Annotated in this window: 21 protein-coding genes; 8 read left to right on the top strand and 13 right to left on the bottom strand. The window is 70.9% G+C overall.

The annotated features are described in order from the left end of the window. Positions 1–7: 7 nt before the first annotated feature. The 5 genes from RQG84_RS09830 to RQG84_RS09810 form a co-directional block, all read right to left on the bottom strand. The gene (locus RQG84_RS09830; RefSeq protein ID WP_055967055.1) at positions 8–1198 is read right to left on the bottom strand and encodes an acetyl-CoA C-acetyltransferase; all 1191 of its coding nucleotides are present in this window, start codon (positions 1196–1198) and stop codon (positions 8–10) included. Positions 1199–1281: 83 nt separating this feature from the next. Further along, on the bottom strand, positions 1282–1461 hold the full coding sequence (locus RQG84_RS09825) for a hypothetical protein (protein ID WP_311209886.1): 180 nt from the start codon (positions 1459–1461) through the stop codon (positions 1282–1284). Next, positions 1458–2099, bottom strand: a complete 642-nt coding sequence (locus RQG84_RS09820) for a hypothetical protein (RefSeq protein WP_311209885.1) — start codon at positions 2097–2099, stop codon at positions 1458–1460. Before RQG84_RS09820 ends, RQG84_RS09825 begins: the two co-directional genes overlap by 4 nt. A gap of 163 nt (positions 2100–2262) precedes the next feature. After that, positions 2263–2571: a LysR family transcriptional regulator gene (locus tag RQG84_RS09815; protein ID WP_311209884.1), complete on the bottom strand. Its 309-nt coding sequence runs from the start codon at positions 2569–2571 to the stop codon at positions 2263–2265. A gap of 107 nt (positions 2572–2678) precedes the next feature. After that, the gene (locus tag RQG84_RS09810) at positions 2679–3017 is read right to left on the bottom strand and encodes a LysR family transcriptional regulator (RefSeq protein WP_311209883.1); all 339 of its coding nucleotides are present in this window, start codon (positions 3015–3017) and stop codon (positions 2679–2681) included. 90 nt (positions 3018–3107) lie between these two features. Between RQG84_RS09810 and mce the strand changes: the two genes are divergently transcribed. From mce to RQG84_RS09795, 3 genes are all read left to right on the top strand, one after another. Then, entirely contained in the window at positions 3108–3584 is a 477-nt protein-coding gene (mce, locus tag RQG84_RS09805; protein WP_311209882.1) for a methylmalonyl-CoA epimerase, read from the top strand. A gap of 135 nt (positions 3585–3719) precedes the next feature. Then, positions 3720–5060 carry a crotonyl-CoA carboxylase/reductase gene (gene ccrA, locus RQG84_RS09800; protein ID WP_055967040.1) on the top strand — a complete coding sequence of 447 codons (1341 nt, stop codon included), beginning with the start codon at positions 3720–3722 and terminating at the stop codon, positions 5058–5060. A gap of 274 nt (positions 5061–5334) precedes the next feature. After that, the gene (locus tag RQG84_RS09795; protein ID WP_311209881.1) at positions 5335–6489 is read left to right on the top strand and encodes a DivIVA domain-containing protein; all 1155 of its coding nucleotides are present in this window, start codon (positions 5335–5337) and stop codon (positions 6487–6489) included. A 346-nt stretch (positions 6490–6835) separates the two neighbouring features. On the opposite strand, the gene RQG84_RS09790 is transcribed toward RQG84_RS09795, so the two are convergent. From RQG84_RS09790 to RQG84_RS09780, 3 genes are all read right to left on the bottom strand, one after another. After that, positions 6836–7219 (bottom strand): hypothetical protein, encoded by a 384-nt coding sequence (locus RQG84_RS09790; RefSeq protein ID WP_311209880.1) that lies wholly within the window; start codon positions 7217–7219, stop codon positions 6836–6838. An 87-nt stretch (positions 7220–7306) separates the two neighbouring features. Continuing rightward, positions 7307–7654, bottom strand: a complete 348-nt coding sequence (locus tag RQG84_RS09785) for a hypothetical protein (protein WP_311209879.1) — start codon at positions 7652–7654, stop codon at positions 7307–7309. A gap of 85 nt (positions 7655–7739) precedes the next feature. Beyond that, the gene (locus RQG84_RS09780) at positions 7740–8933 is read right to left on the bottom strand and encodes a 3-hydroxyacyl-CoA dehydrogenase NAD-binding domain-containing protein (protein ID WP_311209878.1); all 1194 of its coding nucleotides are present in this window, start codon (positions 8931–8933) and stop codon (positions 7740–7742) included. Between the two features lie 82 nt (positions 8934–9015). Here RQG84_RS09780 and RQG84_RS09775 point away from each other — a divergent pair, with 82 nt between their 5' ends. Then, entirely contained in the window at positions 9016–9408 is a 393-nt protein-coding gene (locus RQG84_RS09775) for a lipocalin family protein (protein ID WP_311209877.1), read from the top strand. Next, positions 9408–10085: an endonuclease NucS gene (nucS, locus tag RQG84_RS09770; RefSeq protein ID WP_055967019.1), complete on the top strand. Its 678-nt coding sequence runs from the start codon at positions 9408–9410 to the stop codon at positions 10083–10085. The genes RQG84_RS09775 and nucS overlap by 1 nt, the downstream gene beginning before the upstream one ends. 136 nt (positions 10086–10221) lie before the next feature. Here nucS and RQG84_RS09765 read toward each other — a convergent pair whose 3' ends face one another. Then, positions 10222–10656 (bottom strand): SSI family serine proteinase inhibitor, encoded by a 435-nt coding sequence (locus RQG84_RS09765; protein ID WP_311209876.1) that lies wholly within the window; start codon positions 10654–10656, stop codon positions 10222–10224. Continuing rightward, positions 10649–11173 (bottom strand): ferritin, encoded by a 525-nt coding sequence (locus RQG84_RS09760; RefSeq protein WP_311209875.1) that lies wholly within the window; start codon positions 11171–11173, stop codon positions 10649–10651. Before RQG84_RS09760 ends, RQG84_RS09765 begins: the two co-directional genes overlap by 8 nt. 55 nt (positions 11174–11228) lie before the next feature. Here RQG84_RS09760 and RQG84_RS09755 point away from each other — a divergent pair, with 55 nt between their 5' ends. Further along, entirely contained in the window at positions 11229–11528 is a 300-nt protein-coding gene (locus tag RQG84_RS09755; RefSeq protein ID WP_311209874.1) for a hypothetical protein, read from the top strand. Between the two features lie 60 nt (positions 11529–11588). Next, positions 11589–12362 (top strand): isocitrate lyase/phosphoenolpyruvate mutase family protein, encoded by a 774-nt coding sequence (locus RQG84_RS09750; protein ID WP_311209873.1) that lies wholly within the window; start codon positions 11589–11591, stop codon positions 12360–12362. 54 nt (positions 12363–12416) lie between these two features. Here RQG84_RS09750 and RQG84_RS09745 read toward each other — a convergent pair whose 3' ends face one another. Continuing rightward, the gene (locus tag RQG84_RS09745; protein ID WP_055967008.1) at positions 12417–14408 is read right to left on the bottom strand and encodes a protein meaA; all 1992 of its coding nucleotides are present in this window, start codon (positions 14406–14408) and stop codon (positions 12417–12419) included. A 106-nt stretch (positions 14409–14514) separates the two neighbouring features. On the opposite strand from RQG84_RS09745, the gene RQG84_RS09740 reads away from it, so the two are divergent. Then, a complete protein-coding gene (locus RQG84_RS09740) occupies positions 14515–15087 on the top strand; it encodes a cob(I)yrinic acid a,c-diamide adenosyltransferase (RefSeq protein WP_055967005.1) in 573 nt (190 codons plus the stop codon). A gap of 140 nt (positions 15088–15227) precedes the next feature. Here the strand turns inward: RQG84_RS09740 and RQG84_RS09735 are convergent, their stop codons facing one another. Both RQG84_RS09735 and RQG84_RS09730 read right to left on the bottom strand, forming a co-directional pair. After that, positions 15228–15401: a hypothetical protein gene (locus tag RQG84_RS09735; RefSeq protein WP_311209872.1), complete on the bottom strand. Its 174-nt coding sequence runs from the start codon at positions 15399–15401 to the stop codon at positions 15228–15230. Between the two features lie 166 nt (positions 15402–15567). After that, positions 15568–16014 (bottom strand): DUF2550 domain-containing protein, encoded by a 447-nt coding sequence (locus RQG84_RS09730; protein ID WP_311209871.1) that lies wholly within the window; start codon positions 16012–16014, stop codon positions 15568–15570. Between the last annotated feature and the right edge of the window lie 34 nt (positions 16015–16048).

The following is a 16048-nucleotide window of genomic DNA, read 5'->3' as shown; positions in this document are numbered from 1 at the left end:
GTGACCGTCAGGCGGACGGCACGGTGATGAGCAGGGCGTCGCCCTGGCCGCCGCCACCACAGAGCGCGGCAGCGCCGAGCCCACCGCCGCGTCGCTTCAGCTCGAGCGCGAGGTGCAGCACGATGCGCGCGCCGCTCATCCCGATCGGGTGCCCGAGGGCGATCGCACCGCCGTTGACGTTGACGATGTCCTCGGAGATGCCGAGCTTGCGGGCCGACTGGATGCCGACGGCCGCGAAGGCCTCGTTCAGCTCGACGAGGTCGAGGTCGGCCGCGGTCCTGCCCTGCTTCGCGAGCGCCTTCTCGATGGCGTTGGCCGGCTGCTCCTGGAGCGTGGAGTCGGGTCCGGACACGTTGCCGTGCGCGCCGATCTCGGCGATCCAGGTGAGGCCGAGCTCCTCGGCCTTGGCCTTGCTCATGACCACCACGGCGGCGGCGCCGTCGGAGATCTGGCTGGCGGTGCCGGCGGTGATGGTCCCCTCCTTGTCGAAGGCGGGGCGCAGTCGGCCGAGAGACTCGGCGGTGGTGTCGCCGCGCACGCCCTCGTCGGCCGAGACGACCACCGGGTCGCCCTTGCGCTGCGGGATCTCGACGGGGACGATCTCCTCGTCGAAGACGCCGTTCTTCTGCGCCGTGGCCGCGAGCTGGTGCGAGCGGGCTCCGAACGCGTCCTGCTCCTCACGGGTCAGTGCGTCGACGTCGGCGTTGCGCTGCTCGGTGAGCGAACCCATGGCCTGGTCGGTCAGCGCGTCCCACAGTCCGTCGTACTCCATGTGGTCGAGCATCGTGGCCTTGCCGTACTTGGTTCCCTCGCGCGAGCCCGTGAGCAGGTGCGGCGCCTGGGTCATCGACTCCTGACCGCCGGCCACGACCACGTCGTACTCGCCGGCGCGGATCAGCTGGTCGGCGAGCGCGATGGCGTTGATGCCCGACAGGCAGACCTTGTTGATCGTCAGGGCCGGCACGTCGAGCGGGATGCCGCCCTTGAAGGCAGCCTGCCGCGCGGGGACCTGGCCGGCTCCGGCGCCGAGCACCTGGCCCATGATCACGTAGTCGACCTGGTCGCCGGAGATCCCGGCCTTCTCGAGCGCGCCCTTGATGGCGAGGCCACCGAGGTCGGATCCGGACAGCGTCTTGAGGCCGCCGAGCAGACGGCCGATCGGCGTGCGGGCGCCGGCGACGATCACGGACTGGGTCATGGGGTTGCTCCCTTGCATGGACACAGGTGGTGGGGTGCCCGTCACTGTACTCGCGGGTCACTTCGCCCAGGAGCGGATGTGGGTCACGTCACCCGAGGCCGCGCCCAGGTGAAGAACAGCACGCCCAGCACCACCAGCACCACGAGGGCCAGACCGACCTCGAGGGGCCCGACCTGGCGCTGCAGCCCCGCACCGGCGAGCGCCGTCGGGAGGAGCAGGACCACCAGGGCAGCCAGCAGGATCCCCCAGCGGCGCGCCGTCACGAGACCCCCGAGGTCGACCAGGCGTAGGTGCCGTTGGCGTAGGACCGGATCACGTTGGTCGGATAGGTGGTCTGGACGCAGCCGTACTTGAAGACGCAGTTCTCGAAGCGCCCCTGCCGGTAGTGGTAGAACGCGCTGCGCGGGTGGCCGTCGTTCGCACCTGCGTCGTAGAAGTACCGGTTGGACGCCACCTGGCCGCGCCAGTACTGGAACGCGTCGGCCTCGGAGACGAAGAAGCCGTTGCTGCCACCGGCGTGGATGTGCTGGGTCGACCTGGTCCAGCACCAGCGGGTCCACGTGTTGTAGCGGTAGGCCGTCTTGCCCGTGTACGTCGTCGCACGGTTCGAGATCGTCACCTTGCGACACCCCGAGCCGGTGCTCGACCCGCCCTTGCCCGACCCCTTGACGGCCGACGGCCCGTCGGGGGCCGGCGCTCGGCTCGCCGTGGCGGTGATCGGGGTCGTGACGGTGGAGATCGGGGTGCCATCGAGCGCCGAGAGCTCGTCGACGACGTAGTCGCCCTCGGCGGTGTCGACGACCCAGAGGTCACGCGGCACCGGACCGGGGTCCTCCGAGGCCGACGCGGCGACCGGCGCCGACACCATCCCCGCCACGCCCAGGATCGTTGCCGTCACCATGGCGATCGCACCCCTGGCCCTCGCGATCGACCCTGACCCCGTCATCGAGCTCGCCCTCGTGACCGACCCTGCTCGCCTCACGTCGTCCCCTTCGTCGGCCGCCGCCGTCTCGTGTCGCGTGGGACGAGACTCTCGGGAGGGCCGCGGCGACGACCACCCTTCCTCAGACTTCGTGCGGGAGGTGTTGACGAGGAGCGCTGCCACCGGGTAGAGCGCCGCGCGCCGCCGGCCCGCGGTCGGCGACGCCGCCCAGCTCCTCCGCGGCCGCCAGGATGAGCCGGGCGATCGGCACGGCCCGACGTCCCTCCTCGGTGAGGCGCACCCCGGCGCCCTCGCGCCGGACGAGGCGGACACCGCACTCGCGCTCCAGGGCCTGCAGGTGAGCACTCACGGCCGGTGCCGAGAACCGCAGGACCCGGGCGGCGTCGGTGATCGAGCCGCTGCGCTCGACCATCACCAGGGCGCGCAGCATCCGTAGATCGAGATGCACCCGGACCAGCTCCCCCCGCAGGCGCGACGTACGTGCCCGACGCTCGACGACGCGTCTGCCGACAGCCTCGCGGCGCGGGAGTGGGCCGATCAACGAACCTCACGATCTCTGTGGTTGCTCTTGATCGACGACGGTCCAGGCGGTACGGCACCGCTGCGGCTCGGGCTCGCGCGCCGGCCGAGCCGCTCCAGCTCGACGGCCGCGGCGAGCATGAGCCGGGCGATCGGCACGGCTCTGCGCCCCTCCTCCGTGAGTGCCGTGCCGGACCCCGTGCGCTCGACCAGACGCACCCCGCACTCCCTCTCGAGCGCTCGCAGGTGCTCGCTCACCGCGGCGGGCGAGAAGGCCAGGCCGTCCGCGGCGCGGGTGACGGAGCCGCTGGCCTCGACCATCACCAGGGCACGCAACATCCGCAGCTCGATGTGCACGAGACCTCCGACGGGTAGGGGAAATCGACCATACGTGCGATCTCCGACGGGCCTCGGCGGGCGGCACGGACCTCCCCTACCCTGCTTCTCATGACCACCTCGACCCCATCGTCGGACGCCCCCGCCGACGCCACCGTCCCCGAGCACCTCCTCGTCGCCATCGACCACGTCGGCATCGCCGTGCCCGACCTCGACGACGCCCTCGCCTTCTACTCCTCCGTCTTCGGGCTCCGGTCCGTGCACGAGGAGGTCAACGAGGAGCAGGGTGTCCGCGAGGCGATGCTGGCCGTCGGCGACTCCGGCTCCTGCATCCAGCTGCTGGCCCCGCTCAACGACAGCTCCACGATCGCGAAGTTCCTGGACCGCAACGGCCAGGGGATCCAGCAGCTCGCCTACCGCGTGCTCGACATCGACGCGGTCTCGGCGATCCTGCGCGAGCGCGGCGTCCGGCTGCTCTACGACCAGCCGAAGCGCGGCACGTCCGACAGCCGCGTGAACTTCGTGCACCCCAAAGACGCCGGCGGCGTGCTGGTCGAGCTCGTCGAGCCGTCCTCGACGTCGCACTGAGCACGAGGCCCGCCCTCGGGCGTGACCCGACCCACACTCCCGAGCCGGGACGTAGAACGCTACGGATCGGTAACATCGCCGAAACCCCGACCCCGCGCCGGACCGAGCGCCGGAACACCCCACCTTGGAGGCCCCGTGCAGCACATCCTCGATGCGATCCTCGCCGGAGACACGGCGAGCGAGGACTTCGCCCACCTGGACATCCCCGACCACTACCGCGCCGCCACTGTCCACAAGGACGAGGTGGACATGTTCGAGGGCGTCGCCAGCCGCGACAAGGACCCGCGCAAGTCGATCCACGTCGAGGACGTCGCGCTCCCCGAGCTGGGTCCGGGCGAGGCCCTCGTGGCCGTCATGGCGAGCGCCATCAACTACAACACCGTCTGGACGTCGATCTTCGAGCCCGTCTCCACGTTCGGCTTCCTCGAGCGCTACGGCCGACTCTCCCCGCTCACCAAGCGCCACGACCTGCCGTACCACGTGGTCGGCTCCGACCTCGCCGGAGTCGTGCTGCGCACGGGCCCGGGCGTCACCCAGTGGAAACCGGGTGCCGAGGTCGTCGCGCACTGCCTCTCCGTGGAGCTCGAGGACCCCGCCGGCCACGACGACACGATGATGGATCCCCAGCAGCGCATCTGGGGCTTCGAGACCAACTTCGGCGGACTGGCCCACATCGCCCTGGTCAAGTCCAACCAGCTGCTGCCCAAGCCCGACCACCTCACGTGGGAGGAGGCCGCCTCGCCCGGGCTGGTCAACGCGACCGCGTACCGGCAGCTGGTCTCGAAGAACGGCGGCAACATGAAGCAGGGCGACAACGTCCTGATCTGGGGCGCCTCCGGTGGCCTCGGCGGCTTCGCCACGCAGTACGCCCTGAACGGCGGCGCGAACCCGATCTGCGTGGTCTCCAACGAGGAGAAGGCCAAGATCGTCCGGAGCATGGGCGCCGAGCACGTGATCAACCGCTCCGAGGAGAACTGGAAGTTCTGGAACGAGGAGGGCACCCAGCAGAACCCGAAGGAGTGGCAGCGCCTCGGCAAGAAGATCCGCGAGCTCACCGGTGGCGAGGACATCGACATCGTCTTCGAGCACCCGGGCCGCGAGACCTTCGGCGCCTCGGTCTACGTCACGCGCAAGGGCGGCACGATCACCACCTGCGCGTCGACCACGGGCTTCATGCACGAGTACGACAACCGCTACCTGTGGATGAACCTGAAGCGGATCGTCTCGAGCCACTTCGCCAACTACCGCGAGGCGTACGAGGCCAACCGCCTCATCGCCCAGGGCAAGATCCACCCCACCGTCTCGCGCACGTACACGCTCGAGGACGTGGGCCAGGCCTCGCTCGACGTCCACCACAACCTCCACCAGGGCAAGGTCGGCGTGCTCACCCTCGCCCCCGAGGAGGGCCTGGGCGTCCGCGACGAGGAGTTCCGCGCCAAGCACCTCGACGCCATCAACCGGTTCCGCGGCATCTGACGCAGGACCGACCAGCACCACCGCTCGACCGAGGGGCCCGGACGATCCGTCCGGGCCCCTCGGCACGTCCGCGTCCGTGGCGTGCCGGTTCCTCCGGCGTGTCCGCGCCGCCCGGGGCGCGGGGAGACCGGACGAGCGTCCGGCACGCGGTCGCGGCAGCGCGGGGGCGTCGGCCCACCTGGGTATGGTGGGACCCACCGCGAGCGAAGTCGACGCGTCGTCGTCCGATGCAGGCTCGCGCACCAGTCGATCCAGCCAGAGGGAGTACCGCGGCATGTCCGAGGAACAGTCCGGATTGTCCATCTTCGACGCGGCACGCAAGTCCGCCGAGGTCTCGTTCCCCTTGGCCCGACGAGGCGGCTACGACAGCGACGCGGTCGACGCCTGGGCCCGCACCCAGTCCGCCGAGCTGCAGAAGGCCGCCGACGCGGTCCAGTCGCTGCAGGAGGAGAACGACGAGCTGCACGACCTCGTCGAGCAGCTGCGTGAGCGGGTCGAGGCCATCGACCGGCCCACGTACTCCGGGCTCGGCGGCCACGCCGCCCAGCTGCTGCAGCTGGCCGAGCAGGAGGCCGACGAGGTGCGCTCGCGTGCCCGCCGCGAGGCCGACGAGGTGCTGAAGGTCGCCGAGGAGGAGGCCGCCCTCGTCCGCACCGCTGCGGCCAAGGAGGCCGAGGACCTGCGCACGCGAGCGGTCAGCGAGCTCGAGGAGAAGCGGCGCGAGCTGCTCACCGAGGCCGAGGCCGGCCGTGCCGACGCGGCTGCACACGCCGACGACGTGCGCGCCCAGGCCGACCGCGAGGCCGCCCAGATCCGTCTCGCGGCCGAGCAGGACGCCCAGAACATGCGCCTCGGCGCCACCCGTGAGGTCGAGCAGGCTCGCGCGGCCGCCGACCGGGAGGTCACCGAGGCCCGTCGCGTGCTGGCGGTCGAGAAGGAGCGTCTGGCTCGCGAGGCCGCCGAGAACCACGCGGCCGCCACCGAGCAGACGTCCAAGCTGGTCACGGACGCCGAGACGCGTGCCGCGGCCGCCGACGAGCGAGCCCGAGGTCTCATGAGCAAGGCCAACGCGGCGCGCGAGTCGGCCAGCACGGACGCGTCGTCGATCGTCGACAACGCGCGCAAGGAGGCGGCAGCCCTGGTGGCGAACGCCAAGGCCGAGGCCGACCACCTGCGCGCCTCCGCGACCACCGACGTGGAGCGCGAGACCCGCTCCCTGCGCACCGAGGTCGAGGACCTGCAGCGTCGACGCGAGGGGATCCTGGCGCAGATGGGTCAGCTCCGCGACATCGTCGCGTCCTTCGCGGGCGACTCGGCCGCGAGCACCGCGTCCGCGTCCGCCCCGCAGGACCGGGCCGACGACCCGGCCCCGCAGGACGCCTCGGACGACGACACGGACGACACCGTCGAGGCTCCGGCGGCCCGCTGATCGACGGCCCTTCGCCGGTCCGGACCGCCCGAGGGTGGCCGGGTCCGGCGAGGTTCGCGCGGGTCAGGGCTTGCGGCGCCAGCAGGCGGTGTGCCAGTGCCGGCGCTCGTCGACGGCTGCCGCACTGAGCAGCGGCTTCTCGACGGGCCAGACCACCACGTGAGGAGTCCCGGGCGGAATGGGACGGTGGCAGTCGGGGCACGTGTAGCTGCTGGTCGCACCGGCACCCGTCAGGCGTCGCACGTGCCAGCCGCCGTCGGCCTTCGGCTCGACAGGGGGTGGGCCGGCCGACGGTTGTCCCTGCCGCGGTCGTCGGGGCGGCCGTCGTCTGGACACCCGGGTGACCTTATCGTCCGGCGACGTCCTCGACGCAGTAGGAGCGGAGCCAGCCCTCCCGGTGGGCGGCGACCTCGAGCGCACGGTCGAACACGACGACCTCGGCCTCCCCCGTCATCCGCTCCACCACGACGACGTCGGTCAGCCGGGGCGCCGAGCTGCACACGAGTCCCTGCTCCGTGAGCCGGGCGACGAGCGCGGTGGCCGCGGAGGACATCTCCCGGTCACAGGAAGCGGCGCCGCAGCGCATCACCTGCTTGACGTCCTCCGTGGCCGCCGGCGGGTCGACCAGATGCTGGACGACCGCCAGGGCCGGCAGGAACGAGAGCCCGAACGACAACGCCGCGATGCGCACGACCCGACTCGCCTGCTGGGCGGTCTGCATCGTCGACACAGGGGCTCCGGATCCGTCGGCCCCCGAGGCGACGGCCGGATGACCGCCACGACCACCTCAACGAGCGGGTGGGGTCGGGGTTACCGCTCAGCGGCAGTAGACGACCGTGCGATGTGTCATGCCGACGCTCGTGGCCACGACGTCGGCGAGCGAGCTGAGGGTGGCGCCGCCGCGACCGTCGTCGACGGCCACCACGTCGCTCAGTCGTGGCGTGCTGGTGCAGTGCATCCCGAGCGCCTGCTGCGACTCGACCAGCTCGGCGAGTGCCGGCGCCATGGCGGGACAGCCCGCGACGGCGCAGACGTCCTCGTCCGTGGTCCCGTACCCGCGGTCGAACGCGTGCAGCGACACGAGCGTGAGCACGGCGGACGCCACGCTCACGAGCGTGAGCCGCCGCAGCGCCGCAGCGATGCGCAGAACCCCCCTGGTCCGCATGTGCTCTGCCTTCCTGTCCCCTGCCCAGGCCAACGAGAGGAGGGCGCCCGGGTTACCCCGGGCGCCCTCCTCTCGTCGGATCGGTTCAGTAGGTGTGGAAGCCCTCGCCGGTCTTGCGGCCGAGCTTGCCCTCGGCGACCAGGCGCTCCAGGGTCGGCGCGGGCGTCCAGCCCTCGTGACCGAAGGTGGACACCAGCGTCTGCTGGATCGCCAGCGAGACGTCGTTGCCGACGACGTCGAGCAGCTCGAACGGACCCATGGGGAGCTTGGTCTCCTTGAGCGCGGTGTCGATCTCCTCGAGCGAGGCCGCACCAGACTCGTGCAGCGTCACGGCGTCGTTGAGGTAGGGGAACAGCAGCGCGTTCACGATGAACCCGGCGCGATCACCGCAGGAGACCGGGTGCTTGCCGACGTCGAGGCACAGCGCCTTGACGGTCTCGGCGACCTCGGGCGACGTCGAGTCCGCGGAGACGACCTCGACGAGCTTCATGACCGGGGCGGGGTTGAAGAAGTGCATGCCCACGACGTCCTGCGGACGCGACGTGGCCTCGGCGCACGACGCGATGGAGAGCGACGACGTGGTGGTCGCGAGGATCGCCCCGGGCTTGGTGATGCGGTCGAGGTCGCGGAAGAGCTCGAGCTTCACGTCGAGGTCCTCGGCGATGGCCTCCACCACGATGTCGACGTCGTCGAGCGCGTGCCGGTCCGTGGCGGCGGTCAGCCGACCGATGACGTCGGACTTCTCGTCCTCGGTGAGCCGGCCCTTCGCGATCGCCCGGTCGAGGTTCTTCTCGATCCGGGCCTGGACGGCGGCGACCTTGTCGTCGGAACGACCGACGAAGACCACGTCGTGCCCGGCCTTGGCGAAGACCTCGACGATGCCGGAGGCCATGGTGCCCGTGCCGACGACGCCGACCTTGGCGACCGGGTGGTGCTTCTGGGGAGCCGCGTCGGCGCCCGCGTCGGCGGCGGCCTCGAACGTCTCGGAGGACTCCGCGAGCTTCACGAGCACGGGAGCCGGCTCGTGGAGCGGGTCACCGGTGCCGGCGTGCTGGGCGCGCAGGCCCTCGACCACGGTGGCGGCACCGAGGGCGTCGACCAGGGCCAGCGGGCCGATCGGGTAGCCGCAGCCGAAGCGCATCGAGGCGTCGATGTCGTCCTTGGTGGCGTAGCCGCTCTCGTACATGGTGGCGGCGTGGTTGAGGTACGGGTACACCAGCGTCCGGGCGATCTCGGCGCCGCGGTCGTCGGCCGTGAGACGGTCCACGATCTCCTGCATGCCTACTCCTAGGTAACTTCGGGGTCGTGACACACTAGCGTCCGATCCGCACCAACGGGAGGGCTGTCACATGAATCGTCGTATGAGCCTGGCCACGGGCGTCGCCGCCCTCGCGCTGAGCACCCTCGCCGCCTGCGGGTCCGACGACGGACCGGGGACCCCCGACGGCTCCTCGCCGTCCCCGTCGACCTCCGCCTCCGCGTCCGAGTCCCCCTCGGCGGCGCCCACCGGCGATCCGGCCGACGCGGCCGACCTCGCCGGCACGTGGCGCGACGACGAGGCCGACTGGACGGTGACCTTCAAGGCCGACGGCACCTTCTCAGAGGACTTCCAGGGCGTGCCGGAGTTCCGGACGGGTGACTACGAGGTCGCCGACGGCGTCGTGACGCTCCAGGGTGGCGACGGCAACGACGACGAGGGCACCATCAAGGACGGCACGCTGGTGTTCAAGCTCGGGACGTTGGTGCGTCAGTAGTGCGTCTGGTCGTCGCACGCTGCCAGGTCGACTACGCCGGGCGGCTCACCGCACATCTGCCCATGGCCACCCGGGTCATCATGGTCAAGGCCGACGGCTCGGTGCTCGTGCACTCCGACGGTGGCTCCTACAAGCCGTTGAACTGGATGAGCCCGCCCTGCAGCCTCAAGGAGGGCACCGCCGACGACGGTCGCCTCGAGTGGGTCGTGCAGGCCGGCAAGACCGACGACACGCTGCGCATCCTCATCGACGAGGTCGTGTCCGACTCCAGCCACGACCTGGGTGTCGATCCCGGCCTGCGCAAGGACGGCGTCGAGAAGCACCTTCAGGAGCTCCTGGCCGAGCACACGAGCACCTTCGGCGTCGGCATGTCGCTCGTGCGCCGTGAGTTCATGACCGCGATCGGCCCGGTCGACCTGCTGTGCCGCGACGACGCCGGCGCCGCCGTGGCCGTCGAGATCAAGCGGCGCGGCGACATCGACGGCGTCGAGCAGCTCACCCGCTACCTCGAGCTGATGAACCGCGACCCGAAGCTGCGCCCCGTGCGCGGCATCTTCGCCGCCCAGGAGATCAAGCCCCAGGCCCGCGTGCTCGCCGAGGACCGCGGCATCGAGTGCGTCGTCGTCGACTACGACGCCCTCCGCGGCATCGACGACCCCTCCCTGCGCCTGTTCTAACTCCCCCGAGCGGTGACTTCTCCACCGAATGGACTCGAGCGGTGCAGATTCCACCGTCCCAGCGCTGGGACGGTGGAATCTGCACCGCTCGGTCCGGTTCAGACCCTTTCGGTGGAGAAGTCACCGCTCGTGGGGGTCACTGGAGGGGGACGTCGAAGAAGGTGGTGCCGAGCGTCTCCCAGCGGTCGACCTCGCAGCCGTTCTCGCGGGTGAAGGTGGCATCGACGTCCGCGCCGTCGACCGTGCCCTTCACCGTGGCGGTCTGGGGGCCGCCGTAGATCATCGTGCAGACCTGGTCGGCCGGCACGGGCTCGAGGACGTCCGCCCCGGCCGACGCGAGCGCGGCGCAGGCCTCCTGGGCCTGGGGGTGGTCGCCACCTGCCGGGTCGCACTCGAGGGTCATGACGTTCGGCTCGGCGTCGGCGTCGGTGCGCACCTCGATGGTGATCGACGTGGCCGCGACCGAGCCGCCGCCGGCCCCGGCGTCCGTACCGGGCCCGTCGTCGGAGTCCTGGCCGCAGCCGACCAGGAGTGCCCCGACGAGGACGATGAGCGGCAGGGCCCTACGCACCGGCGATCCTGGGCGCCGTCGGGTCGGAGGACTCCCCCGTGTCCTCGCGGGCGACCCAGTCCTCGATGCGGTCGACGTCGTCCTTCGCCCGCGTGACCACGGCCAGCAGGTCCCCCATCTTGGCGACCTCCTCCACCTGCTCACGGATGAACCACTGCATGAACTGCTCGGACGCGAAGTCGCCGTCGGCCCTCGCGATCCGCGTCAGCTCGTTGACCTGCTCGGTGACCTTCTTCTCCTGCTCGAGCGCAGCGCGGACCGGCTCCACGACGTCGCCGAACTCCCCCACCGGCGCCGGCAGCGCAGGGATGTGCGGCGTCTCGCCGGCGTCCAGCAGGTACTGCACCATCATCATGGCGTGGTCGCGCTCCTCGGCCGCCTGGTCGTAGAAGAGCGCCGCCATCCGCGGCATCGTCTGGGCGTCGTAGTACGCCGCGATCGCCACGTACTGCTGGTGCGCCCCGAACTCGTGCCCGAGCTGCTCGTTGAGCTTCTCCACGAACGCCTGTGACGTCATCGTCGTCCTCCATCGTCGCCGGGTGACTTCATGGGCCCGATGCTACGGTCTGCTCGTGTCCAAGGAGCCGAAGCGCAAGTGCTGCGTCAGCAAGAACCGCTGCAAGCGCTGCCCGATCCGGATGCTCAAGGAAGGCACCCTCCCCGACGGCTACGGCGTGAAGAAGAGGCGGCTCGTCCGCATCGGCGCCGACGGCACCGTCGTCCCGGTGGAGAAGAAGGACAAGAAGTCAAAGAAGAGCAAGAAGGGCAAGAAGTCCGGCTCGAAGAGCACGAAGTCCCAGGGCAAGAAGTCCGGCTCGAAGAACACGAAGACCCAGGGCAAGAAGGCCAAGAAGCACGCCCTGGCCGCCTGAGTCCATCCCGGGGCGGCATTCGTCTGGTGGGTCCCGACGTCGTGCCCTAGCGTCGGCGTCATGGACCTGAAGACACGCGCCCAGACGCTGCTCGACCTGCACACCGCCCCGGAGCTGCTCACCGTCGTGAACGTGTGGGACGCCATCACCGCCCGCATCGTCACCGAGGTCGAGGGCACCAAGGCCCTCGCCACGGCGAGCCACTCCATCGCCGCGTCGCACGGCTACGAGGACGGCGAGAACATCCCGGTCGACGAGATGATCGCCGCCGTCGGGCTCATCGTCGCGAACACGCACCTGCCGGTGACGGCCGACCTCGAGGCCGGCTACGGCGATCCCGGCGAGACCGCCCGCAAGGCGATCGGCGTGGGCGCGGTCGGTGCCAACCTCGAGGACCAGGTGAAGCCGCTGGCCGAGGCCGTGGCCGCGGTCGAGGCCGTCGTGAAGGCCGGTGAGGCCGAGGGCATCCCGTTCGTGCTGAACGCCCGCACCGACGTCGTCGCGAAGGCCGGCGACCGCCCGCACGACGAGGTCATCGCCGACGCGATCGAGCGCGGCAGGGCCTTCATCGAGGTCGGCGCGCCGATCGTCTTCGTCCCGGGCCCCCTCTCGGAGGACGACGTCAGAGCGTTCGTCGACGCCTGGGGCCCGCAGCGGCTCACCACCATCGGCTACCCCGGATCCATCCCCCTCGCGCGCCAGCAGGAGCTCGGCGTCGCTCGCGTGTCGTACGGCCCGTTCACGCAGTCCGTCGCGCTCATGGCCCTGCAGGACCTGACCCGCGACATCCAGTCCGGCGGCGCGCTGCCCGAGGACTTCCGCGTCCTCAACTGACCCGCGGACGACGAAGGGCCCGGGACCGTGTGGTCCCGGGCCCTTCGCACGCGGTCAGGCCTCGAGGCCCTTGGCCTTGCGGATCTCGTCGACGATGCGACCCATGATGTCGGTCATGCCGAAGTCCTTCGGGGTGAACACCGCGGCCACGCCGTCCGCCTCGAGACGACGACCGTCGGAGTCGGGGATGATGCCACCGACGATGAGGGGCACGTCGTCCATGCCGGCCTCGCGCATGCGCTGCTGCACGTCGGGCACGAGCTCCATGTGCGACCCCGACAGGATCGACAGACCCACCACGTGCACGTCCTCGGCCACGGCGGCGGAGACGATCTGCTCGGGAGTCAGCCGGATGCCCTGGTACACGACCTCGAAGCCGACGTCGCGGGCGCGCACGGCGATCTGCTCGGCCCCGTTGGAGTGGCCGTCCAGGCCCGGCTTGCCGACCAGGAAGCGCAGCCGCGTGCCGAGCTCGTCACCCGTGCGCTTGACCTTCTCGCGCACGGCGGTCAGCTCGGCGCCGGCCTCCGCCACGCCGACGGCACCGGAGACGCCGGTGGGTGCCCGGTACTCGCCGAACACCTCGCGCAGCGCACCCGACCACTCCCCCACGGTCGCACCGGCCCGCACGGCCGCGAGCGTCGCCTCCATCAGGTTCGTCTCGGTCTTGGCCTCGGACTGCAGCCTCTCGAGAGCCGCGTCGACGGCACCCTGGTCGCGCTGCTCGCGCCACGCCTGCACGTCGGCGACGGCGTTGGCCTCGGCCTGCGGGTCGGCCACCATGATGGCGCCGTCGAGGTCCGCGGTCAGGGGCGACGGCTCGGTCTCGACGTAGCTGTTGACGCCCACGACCTTCATCTCGCCGGACTCGATCTTCGAGCGGCGCGCGGCGTGTGAAGCGACCAGCTCGGACTTCATGTAGCCGGACTCGACGGCCGCCACCGCACCGCCCATGGCCTGCACGCGGTCGATCTCGGCCTGCGCACCCTCCACGAGCTCGGCCACCTTGGCCTCGATGACGTGCGAGCCCTCGAAGATGTCGTCGTACTCGAGGAGGTCGGACTCGAAGGCGAGGACCTGCTGGAGGCGCAGCGACCACTGCTGGTCCCAGGGGCGGGGCAGGCCGAGCGCCTCGTTCCAGGCGGGCAGCTGCACCGCACGGGCACGGGCGTTCTTGCTGAGCGTGACGCCGAGCATCTCGAGCACGATGCGCTGCACGTTGTTCTCGGGCTGGGCCTCGGTGAGTCCCAGGGAGTTGACCTGCACGCCGTAGCGGAAGCGGCGCATCTTGGGGTCGGTGACGCCGTAGCGGTCCCGGGTGATCTGCTCCCAGAGCTGCCCGAAGGCACGCATCTTGCAGGTCTCCTCGATGAAGCGGACGCCGGCGTTGACGAAGAACGAGATGCGCCCGACGGTCTTCTCGAAGTCGGCGTCGTCGACCTGGCCGGAGTCCTTCACGGCGTCGAGCACCGCGATGGCGGTGCTCAGCGCGTAGGCGATCTCCTGCGTGGGCGTGGCACCGGCCTCCTGCAGGTGGTAGCTGCAGATGTTGAGCGGGTTCCACTTGGGGATCGTGTTGACCGTGTAGGCGATCATGTCGGTCGTCAGCCGCAGCGACGGGGCAGGACCGAAGACGTAGGTCCCGCGCGACAGGTACTCCTTGATGATGTCGTTCTGGGTCGTCCCGGCGAGCGCCGACGGATCGACGCCCTGCTCCTCGGCGGCCACCTGGTACATGGCGAGCAGCCACATGGCGGTGGCGTTGATCGTCATGGAGGTGTTCATCTCGCCGAGCGGGATGTCCTGGAACAGCCGTCGCATCGACCCCAGGTGCGGGATCGGGACGCCGACCTTGCCCACCTCGCCGCGAGACAGCACGTGGTCGGGGTCGTAGCCGGTCTGGGTGGGCAGGTCGAAGGCCACCGAGAGCCCCGTCTGGCCCTTCGCCAGGTTCTTGCGGTACAGCGCGTTGGACTCGGCCGCCGAGCTGTGTCCGGCGTACGTGCGCATCACCCAGGGACGGTCGGGCGCAGACTTGTCAGGCATGCCGGTCAGGTTACCGCGCCGTAACGTGACGCGGCAGACTCTGTGAGCCACGCGACCCGCCTCAGGTGGCCCGGCCGCCTCCAGCGACACGCCCTAGGGTGAGGTCATGGTCAACCTGACACGGATCTACACCCGGACCGGCGACGACGGCACGACCAACCTGGTCGACTTCAGCCGCACCTCGAAGAACGACCTGCGGCTCGTGGCCTACGCCGACGTCGACGAGGCCAACAGCCAGCTGGGGCTCGCCCTGGCGTTCGACGAGCTGGACGACGAGGTCACCGCGGTGATCCGGCACGTGCAGAACGACCTGTTCGACGTCGGCGCCGACCTCGGCGCTCCGGTCGTGGAGAACCCCGAGCACCCGCCGCTGCGTGTCGAGCCCGACTACGTCGACCGCCTCGAGGGCTGGTGCGACCAGTACAACGACCGGCTCGAGAAGCTGCGCTCGTTCATCCTGCCCGGCGGCACCCGCTCGGCATCGGCCCTGCACGTCGCGCGGACGGTGACCCGGCGCGCCGAGCGCTCCGCCTGGGCCGCGATCGAGGTGCACGGCGACACGATGAACCCGTTGACGGCCCGCTACCTGAACCGGCTGAGCGACCTGCTGTTCATCCTCGGTCGCTACGCGAACCGCGAGGCCGGCGACATCCTCTGGGTGCCCGGCGGCGAGCGCTAGCGAGCCGACCCGACGGCACAGCGGCGAGCGCTGGCGAGCCGACCCGACGGCACAGCGGCGAGCGCCGGCGAGCCCACCGGAGACGCAGATCGCCGCCGTCCACGCGGGACGACGGCGATCTGGTCACGTGCTGGTGGGGGTCACTCCCAGTCGATGGCTCGCTGGGTGGTGACGGTGCCGCCGGACTTGACCTTGGTCACCTTGGTGACGGAGGACGTGGAGTCGACGTCAGCCTGGGCCGGCGACGACAGCGGCAGGAACGCGAGGGCCGACGCGAAGGTGGCGACGACGATGCGCTTGGCAATACGGTTCATGGGGCTACCTGTTCCATCGGGGGGCCCGGTCGACCGGGCATGGTCCATCGGGACCATGGTCCCGTAGTCCTCGCACGATCGTCAATGGAAACGCCGAGACGCGTTCGACTTCCGCAGGTCTCACCCATGCCGCGGCGGCTCACGACCGGACGCCGTACGCGTCGGCTCACAGGACCGTGCTGACCCGCTGCCCCGGGGGTGATGCCTCGAGCCAGGCCAGCAGCCCCGTCAGGGCCGCCGGGGTCAGGGCGAGCTGCTGCACCGGTGTCGGGTTGCGCGTGGTCACGACCACGTGCCCGTCGTGGACCGCGTGCACCTCACCGCCCACGGGGTCGCGACGACCGTCGACGGCCATGGCGTCCCGCGAGAACCGGTACGCCGGACGCAGCCGCAACGAGAAGGTCCGGTACCACTCCAGCGTGCTTCCGCGGTACACCGCGAGGCCCAGGGTCCACCCCTGGGCCGACGCGCCGTCCCGCTTGTTGATGCTGAGGTCGAAGGCGCCCAGCGTGCGCGCCAGGTACCGACGGCGCAGCACGAGGACGGCCAGCAGGACGACGGTGAAGGCGATCGCGGCGAGGACGAGGTCCACGGCCCACAGCCACAGCGGCACCCCGCCCTCCCTCCTCCGGCAGACGGCCGAGAAC

Origin of the sequence: Aeromicrobium sp. WCS2018Hpa-31 (assembly GCF_031843905.1) — a bacterium.
Lineage (GTDB): Bacteria > Actinomycetota > Actinomycetes > Propionibacteriales > Nocardioidaceae > Aeromicrobium.
This window is presented reverse-complemented; position numbering and strand designations above follow the sequence as displayed.

Excerpts from the sequence above, each read along its gene's own strand:
- RQG84_RS09740 (WP_055967005.1), top strand. The coding sequence starts at position 14,515 with ATGGTCAACCTGACACGGATCTACACCCGGACCGGCGACGACGGCACG.
- RQG84_RS09785 (WP_311209879.1), bottom strand. The coding sequence starts at position 7,654 with ATGCGGACCAGGGGGGTTCTGCGCATCGCTGCGGCGCTGCGGCGGCTC.
- RQG84_RS09795 (WP_311209881.1), top strand. The coding sequence starts at position 5,335 with ATGTCCGAGGAACAGTCCGGATTGTCCATCTTCGACGCGGCACGCAAG.
- RQG84_RS09815 (WP_311209884.1), bottom strand. The coding sequence starts at position 2,571 with ATGCTGCGCGCCCTGGTGATGGTCGAGCGCAGCGGCTCGATCACCGAC.
- mce (WP_311209882.1), top strand. The coding sequence starts at position 3,108 with ATGACCACCTCGACCCCATCGTCGGACGCCCCCGCCGACGCCACCGTC.
- RQG84_RS09745 (WP_055967008.1), bottom strand. The coding sequence starts at position 14,408 with ATGCCTGACAAGTCTGCGCCCGACCGTCCCTGGGTGATGCGCACGTAC.
- RQG84_RS09735 (WP_311209872.1), bottom strand. The coding sequence starts at position 15,401 with ATGAACCGTATTGCCAAGCGCATCGTCGTCGCCACCTTCGCGTCGGCC.
- RQG84_RS09820 (WP_311209885.1), bottom strand. The coding sequence starts at position 2,099 with ATGGTGACGGCAACGATCCTGGGCGTGGCGGGGATGGTGTCGGCGCCG.
- RQG84_RS09760 (WP_311209875.1), bottom strand. The coding sequence starts at position 11,173 with ATGACGTCACAGGCGTTCGTGGAGAAGCTCAACGAGCAGCTCGGGCAC.
- RQG84_RS09780 (WP_311209878.1), bottom strand. The coding sequence starts at position 8,933 with ATGCAGGAGATCGTGGACCGTCTCACGGCCGACGACCGCGGCGCCGAG.
- RQG84_RS09830 (WP_055967055.1), bottom strand. The coding sequence starts at position 1,198 with ATGACCCAGTCCGTGATCGTCGCCGGCGCCCGCACGCCGATCGGCCGT.
- RQG84_RS09750 (WP_311209873.1), top strand. The coding sequence starts at position 11,589 with ATGGACCTGAAGACACGCGCCCAGACGCTGCTCGACCTGCACACCGCC.
- RQG84_RS09775 (WP_311209877.1), top strand. The coding sequence starts at position 9,016 with ATGAGCCTGGCCACGGGCGTCGCCGCCCTCGCGCTGAGCACCCTCGCC.